General features: G+C 59.6%; 25 protein-coding genes and 1 tRNA gene. 6 read left to right on the top strand and 20 right to left on the bottom strand.

Going from position 1 to position 26,076, the window contains the following annotated elements; translation table 11 throughout:
• Positions 1–8: 8 nt before the first annotated feature.
• From ACFFFR_RS01220 to ACFFFR_RS01170, 11 genes are all read right to left on the bottom strand, one after another.
• Positions 9–404 (bottom strand): FKBP-type peptidyl-prolyl cis-trans isomerase, encoded by a 396-nt coding sequence (locus tag ACFFFR_RS01220; protein WP_377457495.1) that lies wholly within the window; start codon positions 402–404, stop codon positions 9–11.
• Between the two features lie 32 nt (positions 405–436).
• The gene (locus ACFFFR_RS01215; protein WP_377457493.1) at positions 437–1,390 is read right to left on the bottom strand and encodes an FKBP-type peptidyl-prolyl cis-trans isomerase; all 954 of its coding nucleotides are present in this window, start codon (positions 1,388–1,390) and stop codon (positions 437–439) included.
• 43 nt (positions 1,391–1,433) lie between these two features.
• A complete protein-coding gene (pafA, locus tag ACFFFR_RS01210; RefSeq protein ID WP_377457492.1) occupies positions 1,434–2,846 on the bottom strand; it encodes a Pup--protein ligase in 1,413 nt (470 codons plus the stop codon).
• Positions 2,843–3,532, bottom strand: coding sequence for a proteasome subunit alpha (gene prcA, locus ACFFFR_RS01205; protein ID WP_377457490.1), 690 nt, complete (start codon positions 3,530–3,532; stop codon positions 2,843–2,845). Before prcA ends, pafA begins: the two co-directional genes overlap by 4 nt.
• A gap of 17 nt (positions 3,533–3,549) precedes the next feature.
• A complete protein-coding gene (gene prcB / locus ACFFFR_RS01200; protein WP_377457488.1) occupies positions 3,550–4,344 on the bottom strand; it encodes a proteasome subunit beta in 795 nt (264 codons plus the stop codon).
• Positions 4,345–4,536 (bottom strand): ubiquitin-like protein Pup, encoded by a 192-nt coding sequence (locus ACFFFR_RS01195; RefSeq protein ID WP_377457486.1) that lies wholly within the window; start codon positions 4,534–4,536, stop codon positions 4,345–4,347. It abuts the gene before it with no gap.
• A complete protein-coding gene (gene dop, locus ACFFFR_RS01190) occupies positions 4,533–6,215 on the bottom strand; it encodes a depupylase/deamidase Dop (protein ID WP_377457484.1) in 1,683 nt (560 codons plus the stop codon). The genes ACFFFR_RS01195 and dop overlap by 4 nt, the downstream gene beginning before the upstream one ends.
• A gap of 8 nt (positions 6,216–6,223) precedes the next feature.
• Positions 6,224–7,837: a proteasome ATPase gene (gene arc, locus ACFFFR_RS01185; RefSeq protein WP_446686089.1), complete on the bottom strand. Its 1,614-nt coding sequence runs from the start codon at positions 7,835–7,837 to the stop codon at positions 6,224–6,226.
• Positions 7,838–7,905: 68 nt separating this feature from the next.
• A complete protein-coding gene (locus tag ACFFFR_RS01180) occupies positions 7,906–8,991 on the bottom strand; it encodes a tRNA (adenine-N1)-methyltransferase (RefSeq protein ID WP_377457480.1) in 1,086 nt (361 codons plus the stop codon).
• A 2-nt stretch (positions 8,992–8,993) separates the two neighbouring features.
• The gene (locus ACFFFR_RS01175) at positions 8,994–10,001 is read right to left on the bottom strand and encodes a site-2 protease family protein (RefSeq protein ID WP_377457479.1); all 1,008 of its coding nucleotides are present in this window, start codon (positions 9,999–10,001) and stop codon (positions 8,994–8,996) included.
• Positions 10,002–10,034: 33 nt separating this feature from the next.
• Positions 10,035–10,760: an HAD family hydrolase gene (locus ACFFFR_RS01170; protein WP_377457477.1), complete on the bottom strand. Its 726-nt coding sequence runs from the start codon at positions 10,758–10,760 to the stop codon at positions 10,035–10,037.
• A gap of 62 nt (positions 10,761–10,822) precedes the next feature.
• Between ACFFFR_RS01170 and ACFFFR_RS01165 the strand changes: the two genes are divergently transcribed.
• Positions 10,823–11,746: a PAC2 family protein gene (locus ACFFFR_RS01165; protein ID WP_377457475.1), complete on the top strand. Its 924-nt coding sequence runs from the start codon at positions 10,823–10,825 to the stop codon at positions 11,744–11,746.
• On the opposite strand, the gene mshC is transcribed toward ACFFFR_RS01165, so the two are convergent.
• From mshC to ACFFFR_RS01150, 3 genes are read right to left on the bottom strand one after another with little or no spacing between them, the layout of a single operon-like run.
• Complete coding sequence (gene mshC / locus ACFFFR_RS01160) at positions 11,743–13,017, bottom strand: cysteine--1-D-myo-inosityl 2-amino-2-deoxy-alpha-D-glucopyranoside ligase (RefSeq protein WP_377457474.1); 1,275 nt, start codon at positions 13,015–13,017, stop codon at positions 11,743–11,745. The two genes, ACFFFR_RS01165 and mshC, sit on opposite strands and share 4 nt — an antisense overlap.
• A gap of 35 nt (positions 13,018–13,052) precedes the next feature.
• Positions 13,053–13,880 (bottom strand): undecaprenyl-diphosphate phosphatase, encoded by an 828-nt coding sequence (locus ACFFFR_RS01155; RefSeq protein ID WP_377457865.1) that lies wholly within the window; start codon positions 13,878–13,880, stop codon positions 13,053–13,055.
• 35 nt (positions 13,881–13,915) lie between these two features.
• Positions 13,916–14,245 (bottom strand): hypothetical protein, encoded by a 330-nt coding sequence (locus tag ACFFFR_RS01150; protein WP_377457472.1) that lies wholly within the window; start codon positions 14,243–14,245, stop codon positions 13,916–13,918.
• Positions 14,246–14,311: 66 nt separating this feature from the next.
• Here ACFFFR_RS01150 and ACFFFR_RS01145 point away from each other — a divergent pair, with 66 nt between their 5' ends.
• Positions 14,312–14,551, top strand: a complete 240-nt coding sequence (locus tag ACFFFR_RS01145) for a DUF5703 family protein (protein ID WP_377457471.1) — start codon at positions 14,312–14,314, stop codon at positions 14,549–14,551.
• A gap of 21 nt (positions 14,552–14,572) precedes the next feature.
• Here the strand turns inward: ACFFFR_RS01145 and ACFFFR_RS01140 are convergent, their stop codons facing one another.
• The gene (locus ACFFFR_RS01140) at positions 14,573–15,772 is read right to left on the bottom strand and encodes an acyl-CoA dehydrogenase family protein (RefSeq protein WP_377457469.1); all 1,200 of its coding nucleotides are present in this window, start codon (positions 15,770–15,772) and stop codon (positions 14,573–14,575) included.
• A gap of 41 nt (positions 15,773–15,813) precedes the next feature.
• Complete coding sequence (locus ACFFFR_RS01135; protein WP_377457467.1) at positions 15,814–17,109, bottom strand: M20/M25/M40 family metallo-hydrolase; 1,296 nt, start codon at positions 17,107–17,109, stop codon at positions 15,814–15,816.
• Positions 17,110–17,253: 144 nt separating this feature from the next.
• On the opposite strand from ACFFFR_RS01135, the gene ACFFFR_RS01130 reads away from it, so the two are divergent.
• Positions 17,254–17,340: transfer RNA gene (locus ACFFFR_RS01130), tRNA-Leu, on the top strand.
• Between the two features lie 75 nt (positions 17,341–17,415).
• Here ACFFFR_RS01130 and ACFFFR_RS01125 read toward each other — a convergent pair.
• Entirely contained in the window at positions 17,416–18,333 is a 918-nt protein-coding gene (locus ACFFFR_RS01125) for a restriction endonuclease (RefSeq protein ID WP_377457465.1), read from the bottom strand.
• A gap of 100 nt (positions 18,334–18,433) precedes the next feature.
• Here ACFFFR_RS01125 and ACFFFR_RS01120 point away from each other — a divergent pair, with 100 nt between their 5' ends.
• Positions 18,434–19,648, top strand: a complete 1,215-nt coding sequence (locus ACFFFR_RS01120; protein WP_377457463.1) for a glycosyltransferase — start codon at positions 18,434–18,436, stop codon at positions 19,646–19,648.
• On the opposite strand, the gene ACFFFR_RS01115 is transcribed toward ACFFFR_RS01120, so the two are convergent.
• The 3 genes from ACFFFR_RS01115 to ACFFFR_RS01105 are packed head-to-tail and all read right to left on the bottom strand — an operon-like array spanning position 19,636 to position 23,199.
• Positions 19,636–20,538, bottom strand: coding sequence for a MaoC/PaaZ C-terminal domain-containing protein (locus ACFFFR_RS01115; protein ID WP_377457461.1), 903 nt, complete (start codon positions 20,536–20,538; stop codon positions 19,636–19,638). The genes ACFFFR_RS01120 and ACFFFR_RS01115 overlap by 13 nt on opposite strands.
• Positions 20,539–21,882, bottom strand: a complete 1,344-nt coding sequence (locus ACFFFR_RS01110) for a 3-oxoacyl-ACP reductase (protein ID WP_377457460.1) — start codon at positions 21,880–21,882, stop codon at positions 20,539–20,541.
• 21 nt (positions 21,883–21,903) lie between these two features.
• The gene (locus tag ACFFFR_RS01105) at positions 21,904–23,199 is read right to left on the bottom strand and encodes an acetyl-CoA C-acetyltransferase (RefSeq protein WP_377457458.1); all 1,296 of its coding nucleotides are present in this window, start codon (positions 23,197–23,199) and stop codon (positions 21,904–21,906) included.
• An 84-nt stretch (positions 23,200–23,283) separates the two neighbouring features.
• Here ACFFFR_RS01105 and ACFFFR_RS01100 point away from each other — a divergent pair, with 84 nt between their 5' ends.
• Together ACFFFR_RS01100 and ACFFFR_RS01095 are read left to right on the top strand one after the other, a co-directional pair.
• The gene (locus tag ACFFFR_RS01100; protein WP_377457456.1) at positions 23,284–23,961 is read left to right on the top strand and encodes a TetR/AcrR family transcriptional regulator; all 678 of its coding nucleotides are present in this window, start codon (positions 23,284–23,286) and stop codon (positions 23,959–23,961) included.
• A 2-nt stretch (positions 23,962–23,963) separates the two neighbouring features.
• A complete protein-coding gene (locus ACFFFR_RS01095; protein ID WP_377457454.1) occupies positions 23,964–26,063 on the top strand; it encodes an acyl-CoA dehydrogenase family protein in 2,100 nt (699 codons plus the stop codon).
• Positions 26,064–26,076 lie beyond the last annotated feature (13 nt).

Genomic DNA, 26,076 nt, shown 5'->3' with positions numbered 1-26,076 from the left:
CTAGTGTTTTAGCGGACAGCCAGCAGGTCGACCACGAAGATCAGTGTCTCGTTCGGTCCGATGGCAGCGCCTGCGCCAGCGGCACCGTAGCCCATCTGCGGCGGGATGATGAGTTTGCGACGGCCGCCGACCTTCATGCCGAGCAGACCCTGATCCCAGCCCTGAATGACCTGGCCGATGCCAGCGGTGAAGTCCAGTGGTTGGCCACGGTTCCAGGAAGCATCAAATTCTTCACCGGTGGACCAAGACACGCCCACGTAGTGGCAGGAGATGGTGTCGCCAGCCTGGACTTCGCGTCCGGTTCCTTCAATGATGTCCTCGATGACGAGTTCTTCTGGAGGTGTTTCGCCAGGGAACTCGATTTCTGGGCGTTCACGGTCAAAGTTTCGTTGTCCGAATGACATAGTGCTGATCTCCTTATGTTCCGGGCTGTTGTTTACTGTTCTGGTTCCGGCTGCGGTGGCTGTTGAGGCTGCTGCAGTGGTTCTGAATGCAGGATATCGACAACAAAGACGAGAGTTTCTTTTTCAAGTTCGTGTCCCTTGCTGTCACCGTAACCGTCCTTAGGTGGGACCACGAGAACAACCTGGGAGCCTTCCTTGACTCCGGTGAGGCCCTCACTCCAGCCCTTGACGACTTGGCTTAGCCCAAACGGAACGGGGGCACCGCGTTCCCACGAGGAGTCGAACACTTCACCGTCGGACCACTTGATGCCCTTGTAATTAACCAACACGGCGTCGTCCTTGGCGATTTCGCGGCCGTCGCCTTCTTTGCGGATCTCAGCAACGGTTTCTTTCGGAGCGTCTCCAGTCGGCTTGGCGATTTCCGGTTCACCGTTGTCCTTTTCGGTGATCTCCGGCAGGCCTTCCGGCATCGGTTTGACCTCGCCCTCAATCTTGGTTGGGGTCTTCTTCTCCAGTTTCACGATCAGCAGCTGTCCTCCCTGTCCGCCCGTCTGTTGGGAGGGCACATGGACGGCTAAGGTGCTGCCCAGCTTGGAGTTTTCCACCAAGTTGTAGATCTCTTCGGTCAGACCCTGGGCATCATCCTTGGTGACCTTCATCAGCTGTGAGCTGGGGACGTCTCCGGCGAGCATCTCGCCTGTCTTGGCGTCAGCCACCACGGTCTTGACGACCAGCAGGTCACCGTCGTTCACATCTTCACCGTCACCGGCCTCGATGACACGGGTGGCCGTATCCCCGGAATCGATTTCTTGATCCAGCTCGACCGTCATCTTGTTTTCTTCTTCATGAACGGAGACGGCTTCTAGCTGGTCCGGGTTGGTGGCATGTTCGTTAGCGTCCGCGCCACAACCGGCCAGCAGCAGGCTTGCCGCGAGGACAGCACTGGTGATCAGGGCGGTGGGGCGTCGTTTTGCTGGTTGTGGCACCGTGGCTCACATACTCCTTGGATTGGGTACAGAATTCTTCTTATTATGCTCGGAGCCAGTCCGGATGCTGGTAATCCGGGTCTGGTTCACCTAGTAGCTCAATCAATCGATCCATCTTTTCGCTTTCCGTTTGGAACGGATCTTTGACCAGCACCAGTTCGATGGGTTTGTTGTTGGCACGCATGTGAACCCAGTCAACGTTGATGTCTTCGCCGCGGGCGTGGGTTTCATTGACGAACCGACCACGCAGTGCGGCCCGGGTGGTTGCCGGTGCGTGCTCCATGGCGTGCCCGATGTCCGAGTCGGTCAACACCCTGGTGGCTTGGCCGCGGGCTTGCAGCACATTGAACAGGCCGCGGGCAGGATCGATGTCATGGTAGGTAAAATCTAGCTGACGAATCCGAGGGTCCGCCCAGTCTAAACCGTGTTTTTCCTGATAGGCCACCAAGAGTTTGTGCTTGATCGCCCAATCGATGTCAGTCTCAATGGAACTGTAGTCTTCACTCCGCACGGCGGTGAGGACCTTTTCCCACAGCTCCAATACCGGTTCGACGTGTTCGTGGTGTGGCCCTTCCTTGGCGATGAAGCTCTTGGCTTTTTCCAGAAAGAACTCCTGCAAGTCCAACCCGCTGATGGTCTCACCGGTTGCCAGTTGGATCAGCGTCTGCCCGGTCATGTCATGGGAGAGTTCTTGAATCGCGCGGATGGGGTTGGCGATGCGTTTGTCCCCGAAAATGACCCCTTCTTCGATCATCCTCAAGATGATCTCGGTTGAACCGAAGCGCAGCAATTGCGTGGTTTCGGACATGTTCGAGTCCCCGACGATGACGTGCAGTCTGCGGTGCAATGACGCATCAGCATGAGGTTCGTCACGGGTGTTGATGATGGGTCGGGAGCGGGTGGTGGCCGAAGAAACGGCGTCCAAGACGAAGTCCGCCCGCTGCGAGAAGCTGAAGTGGGCAGGCTGTTCCTCGGTGGCGGGAACAACGCGTCCAGCTCCGGCCAAGAATTGGCGGGTCACCAGAAACGGGATCAGGATCTCGGTCAGTCGACGATACTCGGTCTTGCGAGGAATGAGGTAGTTCTCGTGGGAACCAAACGAGTTGCCCTTGGAGTCCGTGTTGTTTTTGAGCAAGAAGACGCGTCCGTGGAAACCGTCTTCGGCCATGGCCTGTTGAGCCTGCGCGACAAGTTTGGAGAAGATCCACTCCCCTGCCTTGTCTTGGGCGATCAGGTCCAGCAAGTTGTCGCACTCGGCGGTGGCGTACTCCGGGTGGGAGCCCACGTCGAGATACAGTCGGGCGCCGTTCGGGATGAACACATTTGAGCTGCGTCCCCAGCGCACCACCGGTTTGAACAGGTAGCGGGCGACCTCTTCCGGGGTCAGTGGCTTGGCATCCGGGTTGTGGTAGTTGATCCCGAATTCGGTTTCGACGCCATAGACGCGACGCTTCATGAACGGTCCTTCACAATGGTGCTGATCTGTTCAGCCGTGTAGCGGGTAAAGCAGCGGTGGTAGCCGACATGCCGGGCTTGTTCACCGGCGGGGCGTTTCAGCACGGCCACCTCGATCGAGGCAGGTTGTCCCAGAGCGTGATGGGCGGCCCGGATGGCGTCGGAAAAGCTCTGCGGGGTCGACTGCTCGGCGAGGGCGGCGTGGATGTTCTCCTGGTTCCCGCCCATGACCACCATGGTTTCTTCGTCCATGATGGAACCGTCGAAGCCGAGCCGGAAAATCCGGTCTTCTGCTGCGTTCGGTCCAACTTCGGCCACCGCAAGCTCGACCTCGAAGGGTTTGGCTTCCGCGGTGAATCCGGAGGCCATCAAGGAGGCGTAGATGCTGGCAAGTCCACGGCCCGTCACGTCTGTGCGGTCGTAGGCGTACGCGCGCACATCGGCCCAGCGGACGCCGGCTTGGCGCAGCGCTTCGAACTCGTTGTATTTGCCGACTGCGGCAAAACCAATGCGGTCGTGGATCTCCCCGATTTTGCGGAGCGAATCGGAGGGATTGTCGGCGACGAACGCGATGCCTTCGGCGCAGCTGAGAACGATAACGGCTCGTCCACGGCTGATACCTTTACGCGCAAAGTCGGCCCGGTCCTTGATCAGTTGTTCTGGAGAGACGTAGAAGGGCATTGTCATAGAAGTGTCCGCTCCTCTCAGGCTTCTCGGGCTCGTGCTGAGCGTCGGGTCAATACGTCTTGGGCTAGACCGGTCAGCTCGTCTTCTTCAACCCGTGCGGCACCGGATGCTCCGATGGTGTACACGACCGGCCACAGCTGGCGCACAGCGTCCAGTCCCCCGGTGGCGGCGTCATCGTCGGCGGCGTCGAATAGGGCTTCGAGCGCCACGGTGATGGCTTCGGTCCGGTCCAGGGTCGGTTCCCAGAGCTTCTTCAAGGCACCGCGGGCGTAGGCTGCCCCGGAACCGATGCTGTGATGTTCTTGTTCCTCGTAGCGTCCACCGGTGACGTCAAAGGAGAAGATGCGCCCGGTGCCCACGTGCGGTTCGAACCCTGCAAAGAGTGGCACGACGGCCAGGCCTTGGAGCGCCAGCGGCAGATTTGAGCGGATCAACCCGGCGAGTCGGTTGGCTTTGCCGTTGAGTGAAAGGGTGGTCCCTTCGATTTTCTCGTAGTGTTCCAACTCGATTTGGAACAGGCGAGCCATATCCACCGCGAGTCCGGCGGCCCCGGCGATCCCGATCGTGGAGTAAGCATCAGCGGGGAAGACTTTCTCAATGTGCCGGGAGGCAATGTGGTGTCCGGCGGTGGCGCGGCGGTCCCCAGCCATGAGAACGCCGCCGTCGTAACGCAGCCCCACGATGGTGGTGGCGTGCGGCACTGCGGCCAGTTCCGGGCTGGTAGTCTCCGGCGGTACCGGTAGCAGCTGTGGGTGCTCGGCGCGGAGGTATTCGCTGAACGAGTTCAGCGTGGTGTGGATGTTCAGATCCACTTACTGCCCGCCCTTTTGGACGAAGCCTTTGACGAATTCTTCCGCGTTGGTTTCAAGTACCGAGTCGATTTCATCTAACAGATCGTCGACGCCGGCGGTGTCGGTCACCGGTGCGCTCGAGTGCTGTGTCTGCTCCTGCTCCGTTGGCGCGGAGGTGGAACGTTGTGGGTTGACCTGTGGTTGTTGGCTCATCGATCGGCCCCTTTCCTGCGACCGGCGCCAAAGTTGAGGGCGCGCCGGATAAACTCATCATCTTCCACGTTACCGCTAAAGAGCTCCGCCGCTTCAGTCGCGGAGCCTGCGAACGGTTCGGACAAGAGGATTCGGTGGATTCGCTGGTCCGTATTGCTGCGCAGCAGCAGTGTTTCCCAGCTGACTCCCGCCACCAGGTGGGAGAAGTGTTTAATGGCTTGGCCACGCAGGTAGGCGCGTGTGTCCTGCGGTGGCTGATCGGCGGCCGCTTCAATTTCTGCGGCGTCGACAAGGGTGCGCATGCGTCCGGCGGCCACCAGTTTGTAGTACAAGCCACGGGTCGGATCGATGTCCGTGTATTGCAGGTCCAGCATGGCGATCTTGGGGTCATCCAGACCGACGTTGTGGCGTTGGGCGACCTGACGGATTAGCTGGTATTTCGCGACCCAGTCCAGACGGTCAGCGGTGGAGAAGATATCCGTGCTCAGGTCGGTGAGAATCTCCTGCCACGCTTGGAGCATTTCATCCACTTCGGCCCGGCGGTGATCCGGCAGTGTTTGTTCCTGCCAGAACGCCTGCGCCTGTTGCAGGTAGTACTCCAGAATTTGCAGACCGGTTCGCGCCACGCGGTCCGTGCAATGAACGGTGGCTTCCAAGGTGGGGTCATGGCTGATGATTTGCAATGCGGAGACCGGATTCAGCAGCGCGAAGGATGGTTGCCACCCGGAGCTGATCATCCCCAGCACCAGATCCGTGATCCCGACCCGCAACCAGGTGCTGTATTGGGAGAGGTTCGCATCACCAATAATGACGTGGAGGCGACGGTACTTCTCGCCCCATGCGTGCGGTTCATCCCGGGTGTTAACGATGGGCCGGCGAATGGTTGTTTCCAGCCCGACTTGTTCTTCAAAGAAGTCGGCGCGCTGGGAGATTTGGAATCGTGGCTCCACCGTGCCGATACCGACCCCGGCCCGGCCGGCACCACAGATGACCTGCCGTGAGGTGAAGAACGGCAGCAGTGCTGCTGCCAGCGCATCGAAGTCCACTTCTCGACTGACCAAGTAGTTCTCGTGGGCGCCGTAGGAAACGCCTTTGTTGTCCGTGTTGTTTTTGTACAACCGGATCTGGGCGCCTTGTTCCCGTGCAAGGTACTCGGTGGCGCGGCGCAACACAATCTCACCGGCTTGGTCGTAAAGCACCGCAGCGCGGTACGTGCTGGTTTCTGGTGAAGAGTATTCCGGGTGCGCGTGATCCACGTAGAAACGAGCACCGTTGGTAAGCACCAAGTTCATCAACTGGTGCGTGGGCACATCTTCCCAGCGGCCGGCCGCCCGTTCGGCAGCAATCGCTTCGGCCGCGACCTGTTCCGGGCCCAGTGGCTCATCTGTCAGCTGTGAGGGGTGCGCGGCGGAGCGGGGCATCGTCCAGCCCCGGGCATCAACCAGCGGGGACTCCTCGCCATAGTCCCACTCGGTGCCGGCGACAGCCGACCCTTCCGCCAGCATCCGGGCGGCGTAGGCGTTGACGAGGTCCATGGAAAGTACCGAGTGGTTCGCCGTGGGATTGGCCGGCGCGTGGACACCGTACTCGGTTTCCAACCCGATCAAAGGTCGGATACGCAATTGCTCGGCGACTGACAGTGCCTGAAACTCGACAGAGTTCGGATCAAAAGACGTCATTACGATCATTACTCCCAGCGGCTGTGATCGAGCATGTTCAGACCGACGACCTGTTTGGTGGCGTGCCCAGAAAGTCGAGCCCACTCATCCGGATTCGAGGTGTTCGGCAAGTCTTCTTGCTCCCGGAACTCTTCGTTTACCGCTTGGAGCAAGTGAGCCGTCGTGATGCCCCGGTGCGCCAACTGCTGGTCCCCCGCCAAGAAATCCTTGATGGCAAATTTCTTGGCCCGGTCCACGATATTGGCGATGACAGCTCCGGAGACGAAATCAGCGTAGTAGAGTTTGCCCCGGGTCCCATCGGCGTAGAGCAGTTCGACGAACTCGGTCTCCCGATTGCGCTGATACATGCGTTTGACAGCGGCATCGATCATGGCGGAGACCATCTTTTCCCGGTCGGCATCGTGCTCGGCCAGCTCTGCCCCGTTCAGTGGCAGGTCCACGGTGAGGTGCTTGGCGAAAATGTCACGCGCCGCATCGGCATCTGGGCGTTGCACACGAATCTTCACATCGAGTCGGCCAGGACGCAGGATTGCCGGGTCGATCATGTCTTCACGGTTGGAGGCGCCGATAACGATCACGTTTTCGAGCTTCTCCACCCCGTCAATTTCAGCCAACAGCTGGGGCACGATGGTGTTTTCCACGTCTGAGGACACGCCGGTGCCGCGGGTGCGGAAGAGTGAATCCATTTCATCGAAGAACACGACAACCGGGTAGCCCTCAGAGGCTTTCTCCCGGGCCCGGGCGAAGATCACCCGAATGTGACGTTCGGTTTCGCCAACGTACTTGTTCAGCAACTCCGGGCCCTTGATGTTGAGGAAGAAGCTGCGGCCTTGGTCTGCTGCGGCGCGATCGGCCAGGGAGCGGGCGACTGCCTTAGCGATGAGGGTCTTACCGTTTCCAGGAGGACCGTATAGCAGGATGCCCTTGGGGGCTTTAAGGCCGTGTTCGCGGTATAGCTGCGGGTGGTGGAAAGGCAGTTCCACTGCATCGCGGATGTGTTCGATCTGGTCGGCCAGACCGCCGATGTCTTCGTAGGAGATGTCGGGGACTTCTTCCAGCACGACGTCTTGCACTTCGGTCAACGCGACTTGTTCGACGCCGTAGCCGGAACGCGGGTCCAACCGGATGGCGTCCCCGACACGCAGCCGGGCCTTGCGCAGCGGCTGGGATAGGTTGACGATCCGTTCTTCGCCGGCCAGGGTGCTGATCAGCACCCGAGAATCGTTGAGCACTTCGGTGATGCGCACGACTTCGCCGGAGGACTCAAAGTCCAGCATTCCGACGATCACGAGGGCTTCGTTGAGCAGGACTTCTTGGCCTGTTTGCAGTTTGCTTGGGTCCAGCAGGGGCGAGATCGAGACCCGCATCTTGCGGCCGTTGTACAGCACCTCGACGCTTTCGGCACGTGCCGCGGCAATCATGGTGTCCGAGTCGGTCTGTTCCTGTGCGGGAATGTACTCAAGCACGGTGGCGTAGTTGAAAGGCAGATCCCCGTCTCGTTCTAGAGCTTGGCGGAAGGTCACGATCTGCTCACGAGTGGTTTCCAGCAGCTCAGCCAGACGCTTGTTGTTACGACCTGCAACCTGCAGCTGGTGGTTGAGTTGACGGTTGGATTCGCGCAGATTCTTTGTTTGGTTCTGCAGTGCGAGCAACTCTGCGTTTGTGTCAGTCACGTTCAATCACCTTGGGCTTAGCTTTTCTGTTCAGTCTCAGGTTTACCAGATTCGCCCCGTTCGATGCTGTCTTGGGCATGAGCGGCCGCCTTGCGGGCCGCTGCGGAATCTCTGGTGGAGCGGCGGACTTTTCTCTCCGAAACCGGTGGGATGTTCTGGGCCTGTTCGCTCCAGTCTTCATCCTTTGCCGGGGTCCACGCTTCAATGTCTTCGGCGGAGAACTCCGCTTCTTTGTTACGTCGTTTGAGTTCTAGTGGTTGCTGGGCATCTGCTAGGCGCCGGCATGTCATCAAGAAACCGGTGTGTGCCACCATACGGTGGTCCGGACGTACCGCCAAACCTTGTACATGCCAACCGCGCACCATCGATTCAAAGGATTCTGGCTCGGTGAATCGGCCATCTGCACGGACCGCCTCAACGAGCTTGGACAGCTGCGGGACCGTGGTGACGTAGTTGATCCAGACCCCGCCGGGAGCCATCACGGTGGCCACCGCGTCGATGCATTCCCACGGCGCCAACATGTCAAGGACCACTCGGTCGACACTGCCGGGAGCCTCGACCGAGGTGACAGTGTCTTGGAAGTCACCGATGTGCACGCTCCAGGCCGGGTGCTCTTTACCGAAAAAGGTCTCCACGTTGGCTTGTGCAATAGTGGCGAAGTCTTCCCTGCGTTCGTAGGAGGCCAGGTAACCATGGTCCCCGATTGCACGCAGCAGTGAAATGCTCAGCGCACCGGAGCCGACACCTGCTTCGACCACGCTTGCCCCGGGGAAGATATCGGCCATGGTGATGATTTGGCCGGCGTCCTTGGGGTAGACCACGGTGGCGCCGCGCGGCATGGAGAGGACGAAATCCTTCAGCAGCGGCCGCAGGATTTGGTAGGGGTGCCCGGCCGAGTTGTGGACGACGACCGCATCCGGTTGGCCGATGATCTCGTCGTGGAACAGTACGCCCTGGTGAGAGTGGTATTCGCCGCCTTCAACCAAGGTGATGGTCGCCATGCGGCCACGCTCGTCGGTCAGCTGGACACGTTGGCCAGCTCGCAAGGGACCGCGTCGGTGTGCCGCTCCGGTCGGGGATGTCAGGTCTGAGGAGTCGGTCACCGTCAGGTACGGTCCTTTCGTAGCAAATGCAGCAGGTCTGGGTTGTTCTCGATTGCGCTGACGATGGTTTCGTAGCGGATCACGGCTACAACGTCATTGTGGCTGTCGATTACGGTCAGGTAAGGCGAGCGGGTTCGGATCGCGGTGCTGAGCACTTCGTCCGGTTCGGCGTTGAACGGGACGGCCGGGTACGTGCCCACCGGAACATCGAGGACTTGGCGAGGGGCTGGTTCACTGAGTTGGTCGACGGCCAGTGGCGCCAGCTTTTCCAGGAAGGTCAACCTGCGCCAGCTGCGGATCAAGTTCATGATGAGGAACCCGCCCACGGCCGCGTACATCAGCACGATCAGCGGCTGGTTCAGCACGGCCTGTCCTGCCTCCGTCAGGAAGAGGAGGGCGAGGCCCACCGCGATCAGCGCGGCGCTTGCAATCGTGGTGACGATCAGTCCTGGGCGTTGTTTGCCGGTGAGTTTGAACAGCAGCGATTCAACGATCTTGCCCCCATCCAGCGACGAGGCTGGAAGTAGGTTAAAGATGGTCAGCAACAGGTTAACTCGGCCCAACATGAGGAAGATGTAAAAGATGGGTCCGTGGCCGAGGCCGGCAAGGGCAAAGAAGATGGCTGAGGTTGCGGCACTGGCCAAGGGTCCGGCTGCGGCCATGGCTGCTTCTTGGCCGGCAGATAACACCCCGCGTGGGTAGCGAGTAAAGCCACCCAAGAGGTTAAGTTCGACTTCTACGACGGGAGTCTTGAAAGCACGCGCAGCGGCTACGTGGCCCAGTTCGTGGACGAGCACTGACAGTGCGAAAAACAGTGCCGCGATCAACGCAAACACGTAGGCACCGATCATGGTTAGTTCCGGGAACAACAGGTTCAGGTCGGGACTAAACAACATGACGATGACGGCCCCGAAGAGGAACCAAGACATGTTGAGGTAAATGGGCACGGGCCCGAATCGTCCAACTTGGATTCGATTGCGGGAGCCGGCTGCAGGTGCTGCGCTTCTCATATGCTTACTAGTTTAGCTTGAGCCCCGGCCCAGTCAGTGTGGGTGGGTCAGCGACGTGTTGGCTTGGCGGATCGCCCCGGCTAGGTCTTCAAGGCTCCGCCCGGCCAAGCTCTCCCAGCGGATGTGACGGCCGGTGGGAGCGATCGGCAAGGTGTGCGGCACCGCGATGGTGACCATCCCGGAGTTTTCCCCAGCGCCAACGCCGATCGGGGAGTCTTCGATAACGAGGCAACTTCTAGGATCTAAGGTGCGCCCGGTTTCGTCTTGGAGTCGGCGGTGGGCAAGTTCATAGGCTTCCGGGTCCGGTTTACCTGCTGTGACGAGATCTCCGGTCACGATGACATCGAAGAGTTTTGTGCCAGCGCGGTGCTCGAGGGCCTGCACCACGGAGCTGACCAGCGGATCTTCGCTCATGGTTACCAACGCTTGCGGGATGTTGGCTGCCGCGCAGGCCTGCAGTAGTTCCAGCGCACCAGCACGGACGATGAGATTCTCCATGGTCTGTTCAGCCACGTCTGTCACCAAAGCGTTCACGGTTTCTTCGATGCTGAGCTTGACCCCTGCCGCCTGCAACTTCTTAGCACCGGCCGGTAAATGGAGACCGACAAGGGCTAGACAGTCTTCGTCACTCCAGGTGCCACCATGGGCCGCAACGAGTCGTTTTTCGGCAGCGAACCAATAAGGTTCGGTGTCAATCAGGGTGCCATCCATGTCCCAGAAAACGGCGTGCGGAAGTTCAAATCGTAAGCTGCTTGCCATGGCCCTCAGTGTAGTGGGTAGAGTGAGGAACCACGGCCTTGTCCGTTGGAAAGGGGACACATATGGCAGAGCAGCAGCCGCTGAAGAGCTTTTTGGAGTACGTGAATCAGGTCCAACCTGAAGGTGAGGACGAACAGAAACTCCCGACCATTATGGTGGCGGCCTTCGAAGGCTGGAATGACGCCGGCGAGGCGGCTACCTCCGCCCTGAATGGGCTGGTGTTCGCCATGGAAGCTACTTTGCGCACCCGGATTAAGGACAAGGACTATTACGACTACCAGTTCGTGCGGCCGGTGGCGATGCGCCGCAACGGTCGGCTCGTGCATGTTTGGCCGCAAACAGACTTTTATTTAGCAAAATTCACGGCGGCCGACGGACAAGACTGGCAGCTGCTGTTGGCCACCGGTCAGGAACCTAACTTCCGCTGGCGTGAGTTCTGTGCCGACGTCCTCACGGTTGCGGCCGATCACAACGTGAAAGGACTCATCGTTCTGGGGGCCGCACTGGCCGAAGTCCCGCATACCCGGGCGACCCCGGCGACCATCACCAGTGAGGACGCGCAGTTGCGCGCTGGTGTGGGGGCCACCGAGTCTGACTACGAAGGCCCCACCGGAATCACCGGCATTTTGGCGTACACCGCCAGCCAAGCCGGTCTACCGACGCTGTCGATGTGGGCGCAGGTGCCCGCTTATGTCTCGCAACCACCGGTCCCGAAAGCCACGTTGTCGCTATTGCGCAGGCTTGAACAGCAACTGGGTCTGCACTTTGACACCCACGAGGTTGAAGAGGATTCGAATGCGTGGATGCGTGGGGTGGCCAAGCTAATGGAAGAGGACGAAGATCTCGCCGCCTACGTGGCTGAGCTCGAACACGCTGCGGACACGGACACGGTTGCCGAAAGCAGCGGGGACATTATCGCCCAAGAGTTCGAACGGTATCTGCGCCGCCGCCAAGGCGGCAGCGGCACCGATTCCGATCAGTCTTAGCTCAGGACGATGCCGGTCAGCGCGTTGACCGCATCGGCAACCCGGACCCCGTCAGTGATTTCTTCGATGTTTGCTGGGTCGCGCTCTGCGGCGACGTCGGCCCACTGATCGATAGCCCGCAGTGCTGCCGGGGCGTTCAGATCATCGGCTAGTGCGGTCCGCAATTGGTGCAACAAGACCGCCCCGTCCCCGTTCTTCTCCCCCGGCAGGGCTTGGCGCCACCGAGCCAGTCGTTGCTCGGCTGCCGTGAGCAGCTCATCCGTGTAGGACCAGTCGTTTCGGTAGTGCTGATCCAGTAACAGGGTGCGAATCGCTGCCGGCTCGTGGCCGGCTTCGGTGAGTTTGGAAACGAAGATCAAGTTGCCCAGAGACTTGGACATCTTCTCTCCGTCCAGCCCCACCATCCCGGCGTGGACAAAATGATCCGCCAGCGCTGTGTTGGTTTGGCCCATGGCGTGGGCCGCGGAGAATTCGTGGTGCGGGAACGCTAGGTCGGAGCCACCACCTTGTACGGTGAACGGTGCCGGCAGGGTCTGCCGGGAAATGGCTGAGCATTCGATGTGCCAGCCTGGCCGGCCAGCACCCAGTTCGCCGCCCTCCCACTGCGGTTCGCCGTCTCTGGCCACGCGCCACAGGAGCGGATCCAGTGGGTCTTTCTTGCCCGGCCGCTGAGGATCGCCGCCACGTTGCGGGAAGATCTCTGCCATCTCATCGCGGCTGAGCTGGCTGATTTCCCCGAGCGTCCATGCACCGGTTTTCTCGGTGGCTGCAATGTCGAAGTAGATGTCCCCATCAGGTTCGCCGTCGGTTCCCTCGACCCGGTAGGCAAGACCCATGTTCAGCAGGTCGGTGACCACCTCAACGACCCACGGGATGGTCTCTACCGCTCCTAGGTAGTGGTCTGGGGCCAGCACGTTCAGATTGACCATGTCCGAGTGGAATAGATCGATCTGGCTTTGGGCCAGCTCTTGCCAGTCCACACCGGTCGCGTTGGCGCGTTCCAAGAGCGGGTCATCGATATCGGTGACGTTTTGGGTGTACCGGATCTTCAACCCCATGGAACGCCACAGCCGGTTCAACAGGTCGAAAGCCACATACGTGTTGGCGTGACCTAAGTGTGTTGAATCGTACGGGGTGATGCCACAGACGTACATCGAGGCATGTTCTGCCAGTTGGACGTTCTCAAGCTTTCCGGTTTGGGTGTCGAACAGGCGCACCGGTAGCTTCTCCGCGGGAACCTTCGGTGGTTCCGGCACAGTCCACGATTGCATGATGTTGTTGCTCCTTTGAAACGCTCACGCCTAGTTTAGGCGTTGATGACTCCGGTGCCCAACAGGATGAAAATGGTCACACCCAAGCCGATGCGGTACCAGACGAATGGGCGGTAGCTGCGGGTGGAAACGTATTTCAGGAACCAACCGATGATCAGGTAGGCCACCACGAAGCCCACAGCAGTGGCGACGAAGGTTTCGGCCAACCCGTAGGGGCCAGCTGGTTCACCGAAGGATTTGGCCAGCTTGTAGAATCCGGATCCGAACACGGCAGGGATGGCCAGCAAGAACGAGTAGCGGGCGGCAGCGGCACGGGTGTACCCCATCAGCAGACCTGCGGTGATGGTCCCTCCGGAGCGTGAAACACCCGGGATGAGGGCCAACGCTTGAGCGAAACCGTATAGCAGGCCATGTTTGATGTTGAGCTCGCGCAAGGTGCGGACCTGTTTGGCGTTGGCATCCGCGATCGCCAGCAGCATGCCGAAGACAATCAGCATGGTGGCCACCAACCACAGTGACCGGAAGGTGGAGTCAATATAGGTTTCTAGCAGGAGCCCCAACACCACGATCGGGATGGAACCTAAGATGATGAACCAACCCATTTTCACATCCGGGTGTTTCCGGGTGGTTCTGCCCGTGAACTGGCCAAACCAGGCCACCGTGATCCGGGCGATGTCGCGCCAGAAGAAGACCAACACCGCGGTTTCGGTGCCCAACTGGGTGATGGCGGTGAAGGCCGCACCTGGGTCGGCGGCGCCCGGAAGCAGTTCTCCCACGACCCGCAGGTGGGCGGAGGAAGAGATCGGCAAAAACTCAGTGAGGCCCTGGACCAGACCTAAAATGATGACTTCGAACCAATTCACCATCCCAGCCTAAATCATGCCGGGATGGATTTTGGTCAACGGTCGGTGGACTCGTCCTCGTCGAGGTCGTCCTCATCATAATCGTCGTCATCGGGCAGGTAGCGCGTCGGCACCGAATCTGCATCATCGAGGTTCTCGGTCAGCTCGTCGTAGAGCTCATCAGAATCATCGAACAGATCCAGTGGGGTGACTTCCCCGGTCGCTGAGTAGAGTGCATCCTCGTATTCTTCGAAGGCCGTGGAGACACGTTCGAAGGTCACATCGAGGGCGCTGTCTTCATCACCGCGTTTGTTGAGCGACGCGGCAAGATGTTCTTCAAGGGCCGTGACGAGCGCTTCAAGTGCGCGGTGTGGATCTAAGCTCATACACATAGACTCTAGCCGCGAATGATATAAAAGTGCACAGTTGGAAGGACAAATGTGCGTGAATTTGTGAGATCTTCATTATCCGGTCCGCAGGACTCGGAATTGGCCGAACACCGACTCGATTCGGGTTGGGAATATTTGGTGATCTCGGTAGCCCCACACGACTCTTTGCCTAAGGCCCGTGCCCGACTCCTCGAGCACGCAGAGCTAGGCCAGTGGGAACTGCAACGAACCGTGATTTTCTATGGCGGCCGGCGCAAGTATTGGATGCGCCGGCGCGCCATTGAGGTGGTCGCAACCCGCTAACGCAGGTGCGGCCAAGGGCCTCTAACCCAGCAGCCAGTCTGAGACTGTGGCCCGGGCAGCTTTCTTGCTGGAGGGATGGTAAATCCCGGCGGTGGCATCCCGATAAATTCGGGACAGCTCGTGGGTGCGGTGGAAGCTGGCTCCACCGACCAGCTCCAACCCTGAAGTAGCCGCGTGCAGCGCATAAGCGGTGGCTTTGGTTCGAGCTGTCACAAACAACGGGAACCAGGCAGGGCCAAGATCGGCTTCAGCGTTATCCAAAGTCTGCGCCAGCTGCTGCATTAAAGCATCTTGTGTGACGGCCTCCATGCCCAGGGCACCGATGCGGTCACGCATGACAGGATCCTCCGCTTGGCTCTCGTAGCCGTGCAGTTGGGCCCCGACGCGGGTACTGCGCTGCTGCAGTCCCTCAGCCGCCAGCTGGACCGCACGGTCACCGATCCCGGTGTAGACGGCGGCGATAAGGGTTAGGAACGAGGCGAAGATCGAGAAGATGAGCGGATCCGGTGACGGGCCCACGGGGATCTTCCGCACGATGTTTTCTGCCAGCAGCTTGATGCCTTCGAGTTTGGTCGCCTTAGACTGGGTGCCGCGCATACCCAACATGTCCCAGTTCTCAACGGCGGACCAACCGTCTTGGTCACGGTCAATGAAGCCGTACACAAGCTTTTCGGCATCAGCCGCGGACTCGTCTTTTCCGAACACACCGAGTCGGTCAAACACCGGGGACATAGACGTGAAAATCTTCAGTCCCTCCAGTGTGTAGTTGCCTTCACCGTCCGGGGTGGCCGTGGTCATGGAATCCAGCAGGACCGCGTCATTGCCAGGCTCGGAGATCCCAAAGGCGTAAATCTTACCGGCCACGGAATCAGTGAACACTCGTTCGAATTCGGTAACTCCGGCCCGAGCCATCAGGCGTGCCACACCGTTCCACACCAAGTGCATATTGATAGCCAACGCTGTCGCTGGTGCGGCACCGGCCAACAGCCGCTGCGCGTACACAACCTGCTGGAAGTCCCAGCCGTGCCCACCCAGGTCGGTCGGAGCCAAAACTTTCAGGTAACCGGCGGCCTTCAACTCATCGAAGTCTTCGTGCGGGAAAGCATTGGTTTCATCAACGCTCAAGGCACGCTGCCGAATCCGCTCCAAAAGCTCATCGGTGAGTAGCTGATGTACTGGTTCTTTGGCTGCAGCAGAAAGTGCAGGAGAAATCGTAAACATAGTTCCTTTCAACTAGAAGATTCAGCGCTGGTATTCCAGCACTAGTAGCTGATCGCGAGGTCGTACAAGACCTCAGCACCAAAGACGAGGGAATCCAACGGAATGCGTTCGTCCACCCCGTGGAACATCGCCGTGAAATCAAAGCCTTCCGGTAGCTGCAACGGGGTGAAACCGTAGCCGGTAATACCAAGTCGTGCGAGCGCCTTGTTGTCGGTGCCTCCGGAGAGCATGTACGGGAACACCACGGCCTCTGGATCGTGTTGCTGCAGATGGTGGATCATCGCTTCCACCAAGTCCCCGGAAAACGGCACTTCCAGTGCAGGACCGGTGTGCAAATGCTTGATGGCAACCTGTTCCCCCGCCAGATCGGCCAGGATCTCGTTGACATGGTCTTCGTTATCCGGCAACACCCGGATGTCAACGAGCGCCTTAGCGGCCGTCGGGATCACGTTCATCTTGTAGCCGGCATCCAGCACCGTGGGATTTGAGGTGTTTTTCAGTGTCGCGGTCACGAAGTTTGCGGTATGTCCCAGTGCCTCCAGCAGTGGTTCCGGGTGCTGTTCATCGAACTCTTGTCCGGTCAGCTCGGCCACCGATTCTAGGAGCGCACGCGTAGTTTTGGTGTACTCGTACGGCCATTCGTGTTCGCCAATGCGGCTAATCGCCGAAGCCAGCGTGGTGACCGGATTGTCGGTGTTGATCTGGGAACCATGGCCGGCAGTACCTCGGGCGTTGAGCTCGACCCACTGCATCCCCTTTTCTGCGGTTTGCAGCAAGTAAACACGTTTGCCGTTGATGAAGGTGGAGAAACCTCCCACCTCTGAGATCGCCTCACCGGCGCCTTCAAAAACCTCAGCATGGTTGGATACCAGCCACTGTGCCCCGTAGGTTCCGCCGGCCTCTTCGTCAGCGAAGAACGCGATGATCAAGTCCCGCTTCGGCTGAACACCCGAGCGCATCATTCTGCGCACGCCGGCCAGAATCATGGCATCCATGTGCTTCATGTCTACCGCACCCCGGCCCCAGAGCATGCCGTCTTTGATGACACCACCAAACGGGTCCACTGACCAGTCTTCCGCGATGGCCGGCACAACGTCTAGGTGCCCGTGCAGAATAAGGGCTGGCAAGGACCGGTCCGCACCCGGAATGCGAGCAATCAGCGAGGCCCGGCCGGGTTCGGACTCGTAGATCGTGGACTCAACATCAACTTCGGCCAGCTTCGCCTGACAATATTCGGCGGCTTCGCGCTCACCGCGGGCCTTGTTATCGCCGAAGTTAGTGGTATCAATCCGGATGAGATCCTGACAGATCGTGATGACGTCTTCTGCGAACTCCATGAACGGCGTTGCCCTCTCCTAGGCGCTAGCTTCTGATCTTCCACCAGTCTAGTGCTGAGAAACTCCGCTACGGCAGCGAAACCGTAACTGCCGCGAGTCGATTAGTCAGAAGCTATTTTCCCGTGTTAGAGTTTTATTCGTTCTGCGCGAGTGGCGGAATAGGTAGACGCGCTAGCTTGAGGTGCTAGTCCTCACATATCGAGGGTGGGGGTTCAAGTCCCCCTTCGCGCACGCAGAGCAAATAGCCTCTGGACCATGAGTAATCATCGGACCAGAGGCTATTTTCATGTTTTGAGCCAGCCCGGCTCACTGAAAGTAATCTTCATCAAGTCCTACGATGCTGAACCTTTGCTTCTCCTGAACACCAATGCGGTACGCAATCATCAGCTCCACAAGTTTGGCGCCGTCAATGAGGATGATGCGGGATTGAACTTTGTTCGCGTAGGCGATTGCGCCGGAGGTAAACGCACTGGTGGTGAGGAACACTCCCCGGGAGGCACCGAATCCGTGCAAGGCACCCACGAACGCCTGAATCGCCTCCCGCCCAACGTTACTGCCTTCTTTGTAACGCTTGGCTTGGATGTATACCTGATCAAGGCCAAGTGGATCTTGGTCGATCAGCCCGTCTATGCCCTCATCGTGGCTACCGCCGATTCGACGTCCTCGCCCGGCGGCACCGCCATACCCCATGCCCAGTAAGAGCTCTACGACGGCCTGTTCAAAGAAATCAGGGTGCCCCTCACGCAACCGCGCCAAAAGTTGGGCGCCAACTTCCTTCTCGATCCTCTCGACTGCGTCTCCGATCTCTTCGACCGGATCGGAAACCTCGTCACTGGCCGACTCGACCACGTCTGAGTCAGTCACCTGTCGAGAGCGCGTCGGCCAGAACGGGGCAAAGACTTCCTTCGCCAATTCCCTGGTGAACCCCTCGGGGTATGTTGTCAGGGCCGCGTTGCCAGCTTCGTTGATGGTGTAGAAACCTCTCTCCGGTCGATCCACCCAAGCAGCTTTGACGAGGTTACTCAGGGCCCATCCCACCCGTTGTTCGAATCGGCTACCGCCGGTCTTCAGCGTCTCCGCGCGGGCCTCATCACTGATATTGGCTTCTTTCGCGACCGCATCAATGATTTCTCGGCGGTGCATTCGTCGCCCCTGTGAGAGCGCTCTCAAGGTTGGCAGCACGAGCTTCGGCCACGTCGGAACAAGGGAGGTTGCTTCACTCATGAGGCTCATTATCGCAGGTGTGCACCGACGGTCAGGGGTCCCGCATGCAGGTAAGCTGATGATACGTCTACTGTTGATCCGCCCCGAAGGAATCGCTTCTATGCGCATCGCGTTGCTGAGCCTGCATACCTCTCCCCTCGCCCAACCAGGTCAAGGCGATGCCGGGGGCATGAATGTGTATGTGCGTTCGGTGGCCGAAGAGATCGCGGCATCCGGGCATCAGGTCGACGTGTATACCCGTGATGACGGCAGCGTTGATGCCGGCTGGGACAGCCCGCAGGAACCCACGTTGCACAAGCTCAGCGTGGGCCCAGCTGAGCCCATCAGCAAAGATGAAATCGCCGATCTCGTTGATGAGTTTGCCGCAGAATTGGCGCAAGCATTCGCTGCCGGTAACTACGATGCGGTGCACACCCACTACTGGATTTCCGGTATTGCCGGATTAGAGGCTCTGCAGCGGCTCAGCTCAACGACGGACAAAACCCTGCCGCTGGTCCACACCATGCATACGATCGCCGCGGTCAAGAACAGCTCTTACGCTCAGAACTTGGAGCACCCGGCACGCCAAGAGGCCGAGATGCAGCTTTGCGCCAAGGCCGAAGCCCTCGTGGTCAACACGGCGGCCGAAGCAGCCGAACTCGTCCACTACTATGACGCCGACCCGCAGCGCATCGAGGTCATCGCGCCAGGGGTCAATCTGGAACGCTTCTCCCCCACCGGGCCCAAGCGGCGCTGGGGGGAGGCAGAAGAGTTGAAGATTCTGTTCGCGGGCCGCCTGCAACCATTGAAGGGGCCTGACATTCTGGTCTCCGCCTTGGAATGTTGGCAAGAAAAACGCGCCACGCCGTTGCCGGTCAAAGTGCTGATCACCGGAGCCATCTCCGGCAACCACAGCATGGACCTGCCGGCCCAAGTCCGTGCGGCCGGTCTAGAGGACCTTGTAGAGTTCATCGGTCCGCTGGTTCACGAGGAGCTCGCAGCCGCCTACCGTGGCGCCGATGTTGTGGTGATGCCTTCCCACAGTGAGTCTTTCGGGCTGGTTGCCCTTGAAGCCCAAGCGTGCGGGACCCCCGTGCTCGCCCACCGAGTCGGCGGGCTCACGGCTGCTGTGGCAGATGGCATTAGTGGTGAATTGTTGCCGAATCTCGATCCCCGCACCTGGGCGGCAGCCCTGCACCGCTGGGCGCTGCACCCCAACCTTGTGGCCCAGTACGCGCAAGCGGCCCGCCCCCATGCTGAAGCTTTCAGTTGGGAACGGACCGCCGCGACGTCAGTGCAGTTATACCGGGACTTGGGCTCGTCTCAGAACGCCTGAGTGTCCGTGGCCGTAGCCAGGGATTCTAGTTCGGCCACAAAGTGAATCTTCTGACTGCGGGTGCCGAAACCGATGAGTTCTTGGACGCCCCCGTTTTGTTGGACGTTGACGCTGACCGAACTCGGCAGCAAGACCGGGGAGAAGAAATCGATCTGGTAGCGGAAACCGGCACCTTTTGGTTCCCGACCCACCAGGGCTCTTCCGGCAAGGTACATGCCGTGCGCGAGCTGACCTTTCATCCCGAAGACCTTGGCGGCCAGCTTGTTCAGGTGAATCGGGTTCATGTCACCGCTGAGGCGAGCGTATTGGCGGCCCGCGTCCGCGAGCAGACGCCACTGTTGCTGTGGAACCAGGCTCGAAACGTCGCGGGTCTGGCCACGCTCTTCAACTGGCTCTGCTCCCAGCTGGGCGCCCTTGGCCAAGTAGACGGAAGTTGCCGCGTATAGCTCGCCCTGATCGTCACTGATGTTCAGCGTGACCTCAACCGTGGTGCCGTGCTTGTGCTGACGGTAACCAGAGACGGTGCACTGGTATCGGTAGGCCACCCCTGCTGCGATCGGGCGCAGGTAGCGGGTGTCTTGGCTGAGATGAATCATCCCCAATGTGTTCAGCGGAAACGCATCATCAGCCATGGCCTGCAATTGGAGCGGAAAACCGGTGATGTGCGCTAGCACTGCGGGGACTTGGTCCGAGAGGTCGGTACCGAAGACTTTGGCATAATCTGTTAGCTTTTCCGGTTCGATCACCACAGTCGGCACTTCGTAGTGCAGCTCTTGTAGCGTGGGCTGCTGTGCCCGACCAATAGCTTTGGCCGAGTTCTTCTTAGCAAACTGGGCCAACACGTGGCCGTACGAGGCGGCCAGCGTCGGCATCGTTTGGAGGACTGTCATTTATGCACCTACCAAATTCTGGCCACAGACCCGCAACGTTTGACCGTTGACGCCGGCGGCTGCATCGGAGACGAGGAAAGCAATCACTTCGGCCACGTCCTCAGGCTTGCCGCCCTGTTGCAGGGAGTTCAATCGGCGTGCCACCTCTCGGGTGGCAAAAGGTATCCGCGAGGTCATCTCGGTTTCGATGAAACCTGGTGCGACTGCGTTGATACTGCCACCGGCAGCGGCAAAGTCAGCCGCGGAGGACTCCACCAAGCCAATGACCCCGGCCTTGGAGACCGCGTAGTTGGTTTGGCCCCGGTTGCCGGCGATCCCGGAGGTAGAGGACAAGGTGACCATACGGGGTGCATCGCCCTGAACATCGGAGCCGAGAAAAGCCTTGTTGAAACGCAGCTGGGCCGCCAAATTCACTTCCAGCACGGAGTTGAATTGCATGGCGTCCATGTTGACAAACAACTTGTCCCGGGTGATTCCGGCGTTGTGCACCACGATGTCCGCTTTCAGTCCGCGCTGCTTCAGGGCGGCGAAGATCTTCTCGGGTGCATCCATGGCGGTGATGTCCACTTGGACGGCCAACCCGCCAATTTCGTTGCACACCGATGCCAGCGCATCGCCAGCGGCAGGAATGTCGATCCCAACGACCGTGGCTCCATCACGGGAGAGCGTGCGGGCGATTTCCGCACCGATACCGCGAGCGGCACCCGTGACCAAGGCAACCTTGCCGGCAAGAGGGTGAACCCGGTCGACAGTGGCGCCAGTCTGGTTCGGGTCCACGGGCAAAAACTGTCCGGAGACGAACACTGACCGCTTCGATAGGAAGAACCGCACCGCCTGCGTCAACGCGGTCAGCTCACCGCTGCTGGGCTGCGCCGTCAATTGGACTCCGTTAGCGGTAGCGCCGGCGCGCAGTTCGTGGGCGAGCGAGCGCACGAACCCGGTCACCCCAACTGCGACGGCATGTTCCTCGATACCGGTCGCGAGCTCTGGGTGCTTGCTGATCACGATGACCCGGCCGTTACGGGCGACGGACTTCACGGCAGCCTGCGCCTGCATGAGTCCGTGTTCGAGTTCCTCCACCGTGGTGGCGTGATCCACCCCGATCAGGACGGCATGGGGCCGGTCCCGTGGAGCGAGATTGCGCCGCACATCCACGTGCTCGGCCACAAGATCTGCGACGACCTGTTCGAAGGCAGCCGACTCCCCAATGGCCATGATCATGCCTGGCACCTGTGGTTCGGCTGGGTTGTAGCGCTCCAGCGGCACGGGTGCCGGAAGCCCTAACGCCCCGGCAAGTTTCTTACCGATGGGGGTGTTGATGAAATCAGAATAACGATCTGTCACTGGTGTTAGACCCTTACGTTCCTATCGGCTTTCAACAATGGCGGCGACGGCTTGTCCGCCTGCTGCACAGACGCTGATCAAGGCACGTCCGCCACGCTCGGCGACCAGCTTGGCGGTGGAGGCGATCAAGCGGCCACCGGTAGCGGCAAACGGGTGGCCGGTCGCCAAGGATGAGCCATTGACGTTCAATTTACTCCGGTCAATGGAGCCCAGCGGCATTTCAAGACCCAATTCCTGCTTGCAGTACTCGGCCGACTCCCACGCCTTCATCAGGGCCGCGACTGTTGCGGCGAAAGCTTCGTGGATCTCAAAGAAGTCAAAGTCGGCAAAGGTCAGGTTGTTGCGCTGCAGCAACCGTGCCACCGCATGAGCTGGAGCCATCAGCAGGCCTTCGGCGCCGTCAACAAAGTCCACGGCAGCCAGTTCGAAGTCCACGAAGTTCGCCAGCATTGGCAGGTTCTTACTTGCGGCCCACTCTTCTGAGCCCAACAGGACCGAGGAGGCGCCATCAGTCAGTGCGGTTGAATTACCAGCGGTCATGGTGGCCTCTTGCGGGAGGGATTTACCGAAGACCGGAGAAAGTTTGGCCAGTTTCTCCATGGAGGTGTCGGCGCGCAAATTGTTGTCCGCAGTCAGACCGTGGAATGGGGTCATCAGGTCGTCGAAGAAGCCACGTTCGTAAGCGGCAGCCAGATTGTGGTGCGAGGCAACCGCAATCTCGTCCTGCTCTTGCCGGGTGATCTTCCAGTGCGCTGCGGTGCGGGCCATGTGCTCACCCATGGACAATCCGGTCCGCGGTTCACCGATACCCGGTGCCTGTGGGAGCAATGCGGCTGGGCTGATTTTGGTGACGGCTTTGAGTTTCTGCTGCCATGTCTTGGCGCGGTTGAGTTCCAGCAGCGCGGTGCGCAACTGTTCGGAAACCACGATCGGAGCATCGGAGGCTGAATCCACACCGCCGCCGATCCCGGAGGCGATCTGGCCCAAACGAATCTTGTTGGCCAGCGAACCAATAGCTTCCATACCGGTCGCGCACGCCATCTGAACGTCAACGGCCGGGGTCTGCGGATCCAGTGCAGAACCGAGAACCGACTCGCGCATCAAGTTGAAGTCTTTGGGGTGTTTCATGACCGCGCCACCGGCGACGGTACCGATCCGTTCACCTTGAAGACCGTAACGGGCAATGAGGCCATCGAGTGCAGCCGTCATCATTTGCTGTTCGGTGACGTGGGTGTAAGCAGTGTTGGAGCGGGCAAACGGGATACGGTTGCCGCCAACAATAACGACATTGTGCAGCGTAGGTTGTGCTTCTGACACGTACAACTCCTTGAAGGTTTCCGATGTGATCGGTGCCACGAAAAGGTCTTACCAACTCCAACAGTACCTGATACTCTCAGTATCGTGAATACCAAGGCGACGAATTTTCGCGCAGATCCTCCCGACGGACGCACTGCGCGCTGGGAATCTCACCGGCAGGCCCGACGGGTCGAATTGCTGCATCAGGCACGCAAGGCTGTCCACCGTCGTGGCCCGAACGTATCTATGGATGACATCGCAGAAACCGCAGGGACCTCCAAGAGCGTCTTCTACCGGTATTTCGGCGACAAGTCCGGACTTCAGGCTGCGCTCGCTGAACTCATCAGCGACGAGATGGTTCCGATGTTCACCACTGACGAAACCGTAGGCACCAGCCCCGCCGAAGGAATGCGCTCCATGGTGCACAGCTATCTCGCGATGGCTGCTGCCTCACCCAATGTGTATTTCTTCGTCACGGAGCGGATCTCCGGGGTCACCGACTCCACAGATTCCTTCGCCGGTCTTTTCGCCACCTTGGAAGAACAATTTTCCATCCACTACCGCAGACACCTCAGTGCCGTAGCACCCGACTTCACCCCGGACGAACTGTCGTGGCTGTGGCCGAAAGCCGCCATTGGTCTGGTCCGGGCTACGGGCGAGGCATGGTTGGCTGAACCGAAAACCGATCAAACACCAGATCTCACCGCGATGACAGATCGCATCACCGAATGGCTCCTGCTGGGTCTATCCCGCCAGCAACGCGCACCGAAAGAAGTGAAGTAACCATGACGACACACCACCCCACCGACGTCATTGAACCGGACGACGAACACCTCCTAGCCGAACCGGCAGAAGATGTAGAACTCAGTAGTGCGCAGCTTGATGTGGAAGCACTCAAACAGTGGCAACTGGGGCGCTGGGCCGAGATCCGCCAGGAAGCCCGCGAGCTGGCCGCCCAAGAGGAGCTCATCAAGATTGAGGGCCTGCCCATGGCAGAACACCGTGAGCGGGTACTGCAACAATTGCAGATTCTCGTTGATGCCAATGCCGTGCACCGGGCCTTCCCCAGTGAGCTTGGCGGAAACAATGATCCTGGCGGCAACATTGCCGGTTTCACCGAGCTTGTCATCGCAGACCCGTCCCTACAGATTAAAGCCGGCGTACAATGGGGACTCTTCGGCGCAGCAGTCTTGCACCTGGGCACCGAAAGCCACCACCGGCGTTTCCTGCCCGGGATCATGGACCTGTCCGTGCCCGGCGCGTTCGCCATGACGGAAATCGGGCACGGCTCGGATGTCTCCGCTATTGGCACCACCGCCACCTATGATCCACAAACACAAGAATTCGTTCTGCACACCCCATTCCGTGCGGCGACCAAGGAATACTTGGGCAACGCAGCCCTTCACGGCAAAGACGCCGTGGTCTTCGCCCAGCTCATCACCCAAGGTGTCAACCACGGCGTGCACTGCTTCTACGCGCATTTGCGTGATGACCAAGGCAATATGCTGCCCGGGGTCCGCAGTGAAGATGACGGGCTCAAAGGCGGCCTGAACGGCATTGATAATGGCCGACTGGCTTTTGATCAGGTCCGGATTCCCCGGGACTACCTGCTCAACCGGTATGCGGACGTCGCTGAAGACGGCACTTACTCCTCTGACATCGCCTCCCCGGGCCGCCGTTTCTTCACGATGCTGGGCACCTTGGTGCAAGGCCGCGTTTCGTTGGACGGTTCCTCTGTGGTCGCCGCAAAGATTGGATTGGCCGCCGCGCTGCGGTACGCGGAACAGCGCCGCCAATTCACCACGGACTCTGACATCGAAGAGCAGCTGCTGCTGGATTACCAGCTACATCAGAAACGGTTGCTACCGCGGCTGGCCAAAACGATCGCCATGGGCTTTGCGCACGAGGAGCTGCTCACCAAGTTCCACGAAGTCTTCTCTGGCGAAAACGACACCGATGAGAACCGCCAAGACCTCGAGACGATGGCGGCTGCGCTGAAGCCACAGTCGACCTGGCATGCCCTAGATACGCTGCAAGAAGCGCGCGAAGCCTGCGGCGGTGCCGGGTTCATGGCCGAGAACCGGTTTGCTTCCCTGCGGGCCGATCTTGACATCTACGTGACCTTCGAAGGCGATAACAACGTGCTCTTGCAGCTGGTCGCCAAACGTCTGCTGGGAGACTTTGCCGACGAGTTCAAGACCTTCAATTTCGGGACCATCTCGAAGTTCGTGGCCGGTCACGCACGTGAAGCCGTCTACTACCGCAGTGGTTTGTCCCGCTGGATGCAGGCGGTCGCGGACACCGGATCAGAACGCAAATCCGCCAACTGGTTCAAGAATGACGATGTCCAACACGGGTTGCTGTCCAGCCGCGTTGAAACCATGGTCAATGCTGTCGGCAGCAAACTCATGACCGTGGCCAAAGCGGATCCGGCCACCCAGGCACGCACCTTCAACCAGAATCAGGTCGAACTGATCGAAATGGCCAAGGCCCATGCCGATCTCATCACGTGGGAAGCGTTCACTCGGGCACTCGAGAGGCTGCCACAGAGCGCCGGTGAGGAAACCGTCCAAGTGTTGCGCTGGGTTCGGGACCTATACGCGTTGACCGTCATTGAAGAGAATCTAGACTGGTACTTGATGAATGGCCGCATCTCGGTGAACCGTGCCCGGACCTTGGGCAGCTACATCAATCGATTGCTGCACCGGATCCGGCCCTTCACCCAGGAGCTGGTTGACAGCTTCGGTCTGGAAGATCGTCACCTGCGTTCCACAGTAGCCACCAACGCTGAATCAGTCCGTCAGCAAGAAGCTGCCGAATACTACCGGCAGTTGCGAGCAAGCGCCGATGCCCCGGTTGCGGAGAAGTCACTAAAGAAGAAGTAGACCGTCCTTAAAC

It is taken from the genome of Micrococcoides hystricis (genome assembly GCF_042434215.1).
Lineage (GTDB): Bacteria > Actinomycetota > Actinomycetes > Actinomycetales > Micrococcaceae > Micrococcoides > Micrococcoides hystricis.
This window is presented reverse-complemented; position numbering and strand designations above follow the sequence as displayed.

Coding starts and splice junctions, on each gene's coding strand:
- ACFFFR_RS01150 (WP_377457472.1), bottom strand. CDS start 14,245: ATGAGCTTAGATCCACACCGCGCACTTGAAGCGCTCGTCACGGCCCTT.
- mshC (WP_377457474.1), bottom strand. CDS start 13,017: ATGCAATCGTGGACTGTGCCGGAACCACCGAAGGTTCCCGCGGAGAAG.
- ACFFFR_RS01220 (WP_377457495.1), bottom strand. CDS start 404: ATGTCATTCGGACAACGAAACTTTGACCGTGAACGCCCAGAAATCGAG.
- ACFFFR_RS01135 (WP_377457467.1), bottom strand. CDS start 17,109: ATGGAGTTCGCAGAAGACGTCATCACGATCTGTCAGGATCTCATCCGG.
- ACFFFR_RS01125 (WP_377457465.1), bottom strand. CDS start 18,333: ATGAGTGAAGCAACCTCCCTTGTTCCGACGTGGCCGAAGCTCGTGCTG.
- pafA (WP_377457492.1), bottom strand. CDS start 2,846: ATGAAGCGTCGCGTCTATGGCGTCGAAACCGAATTCGGGATCAACTAC.
- ACFFFR_RS01165 (WP_377457475.1), top strand. CDS start 10,823: ATGGCAGAGCAGCAGCCGCTGAAGAGCTTTTTGGAGTACGTGAATCAG.
- ACFFFR_RS01170 (WP_377457477.1), bottom strand. CDS start 10,760: ATGGCAAGCAGCTTACGATTTGAACTTCCGCACGCCGTTTTCTGGGAC.
- dop (WP_377457484.1), bottom strand. CDS start 6,215: ATGACGTCTTTTGATCCGAACTCTGTCGAGTTTCAGGCACTGTCAGTC.
- ACFFFR_RS01120 (WP_377457463.1), top strand. CDS start 18,434: ATGCGCATCGCGTTGCTGAGCCTGCATACCTCTCCCCTCGCCCAACCA.
- ACFFFR_RS01115 (WP_377457461.1), bottom strand. CDS start 20,538: ATGACAGTCCTCCAAACGATGCCGACGCTGGCCGCCTCGTACGGCCAC.
- ACFFFR_RS01175 (WP_377457479.1), bottom strand. CDS start 10,001: ATGAGAAGCGCAGCACCTGCAGCCGGCTCCCGCAATCGAATCCAAGTT.
- prcA (WP_377457490.1), bottom strand. CDS start 3,532: ATGACAATGCCCTTCTACGTCTCTCCAGAACAACTGATCAAGGACCGG.
- ACFFFR_RS01195 (WP_377457486.1), bottom strand. CDS start 4,536: ATGAGCCAACAACCACAGGTCAACCCACAACGTTCCACCTCCGCGCCA.
- ACFFFR_RS01140 (WP_377457469.1), bottom strand. CDS start 15,772: ATGTTTACGATTTCTCCTGCACTTTCTGCTGCAGCCAAAGAACCAGTA.
- ACFFFR_RS01095 (WP_377457454.1), top strand. CDS start 23,964: ATGACGACACACCACCCCACCGACGTCATTGAACCGGACGACGAACAC.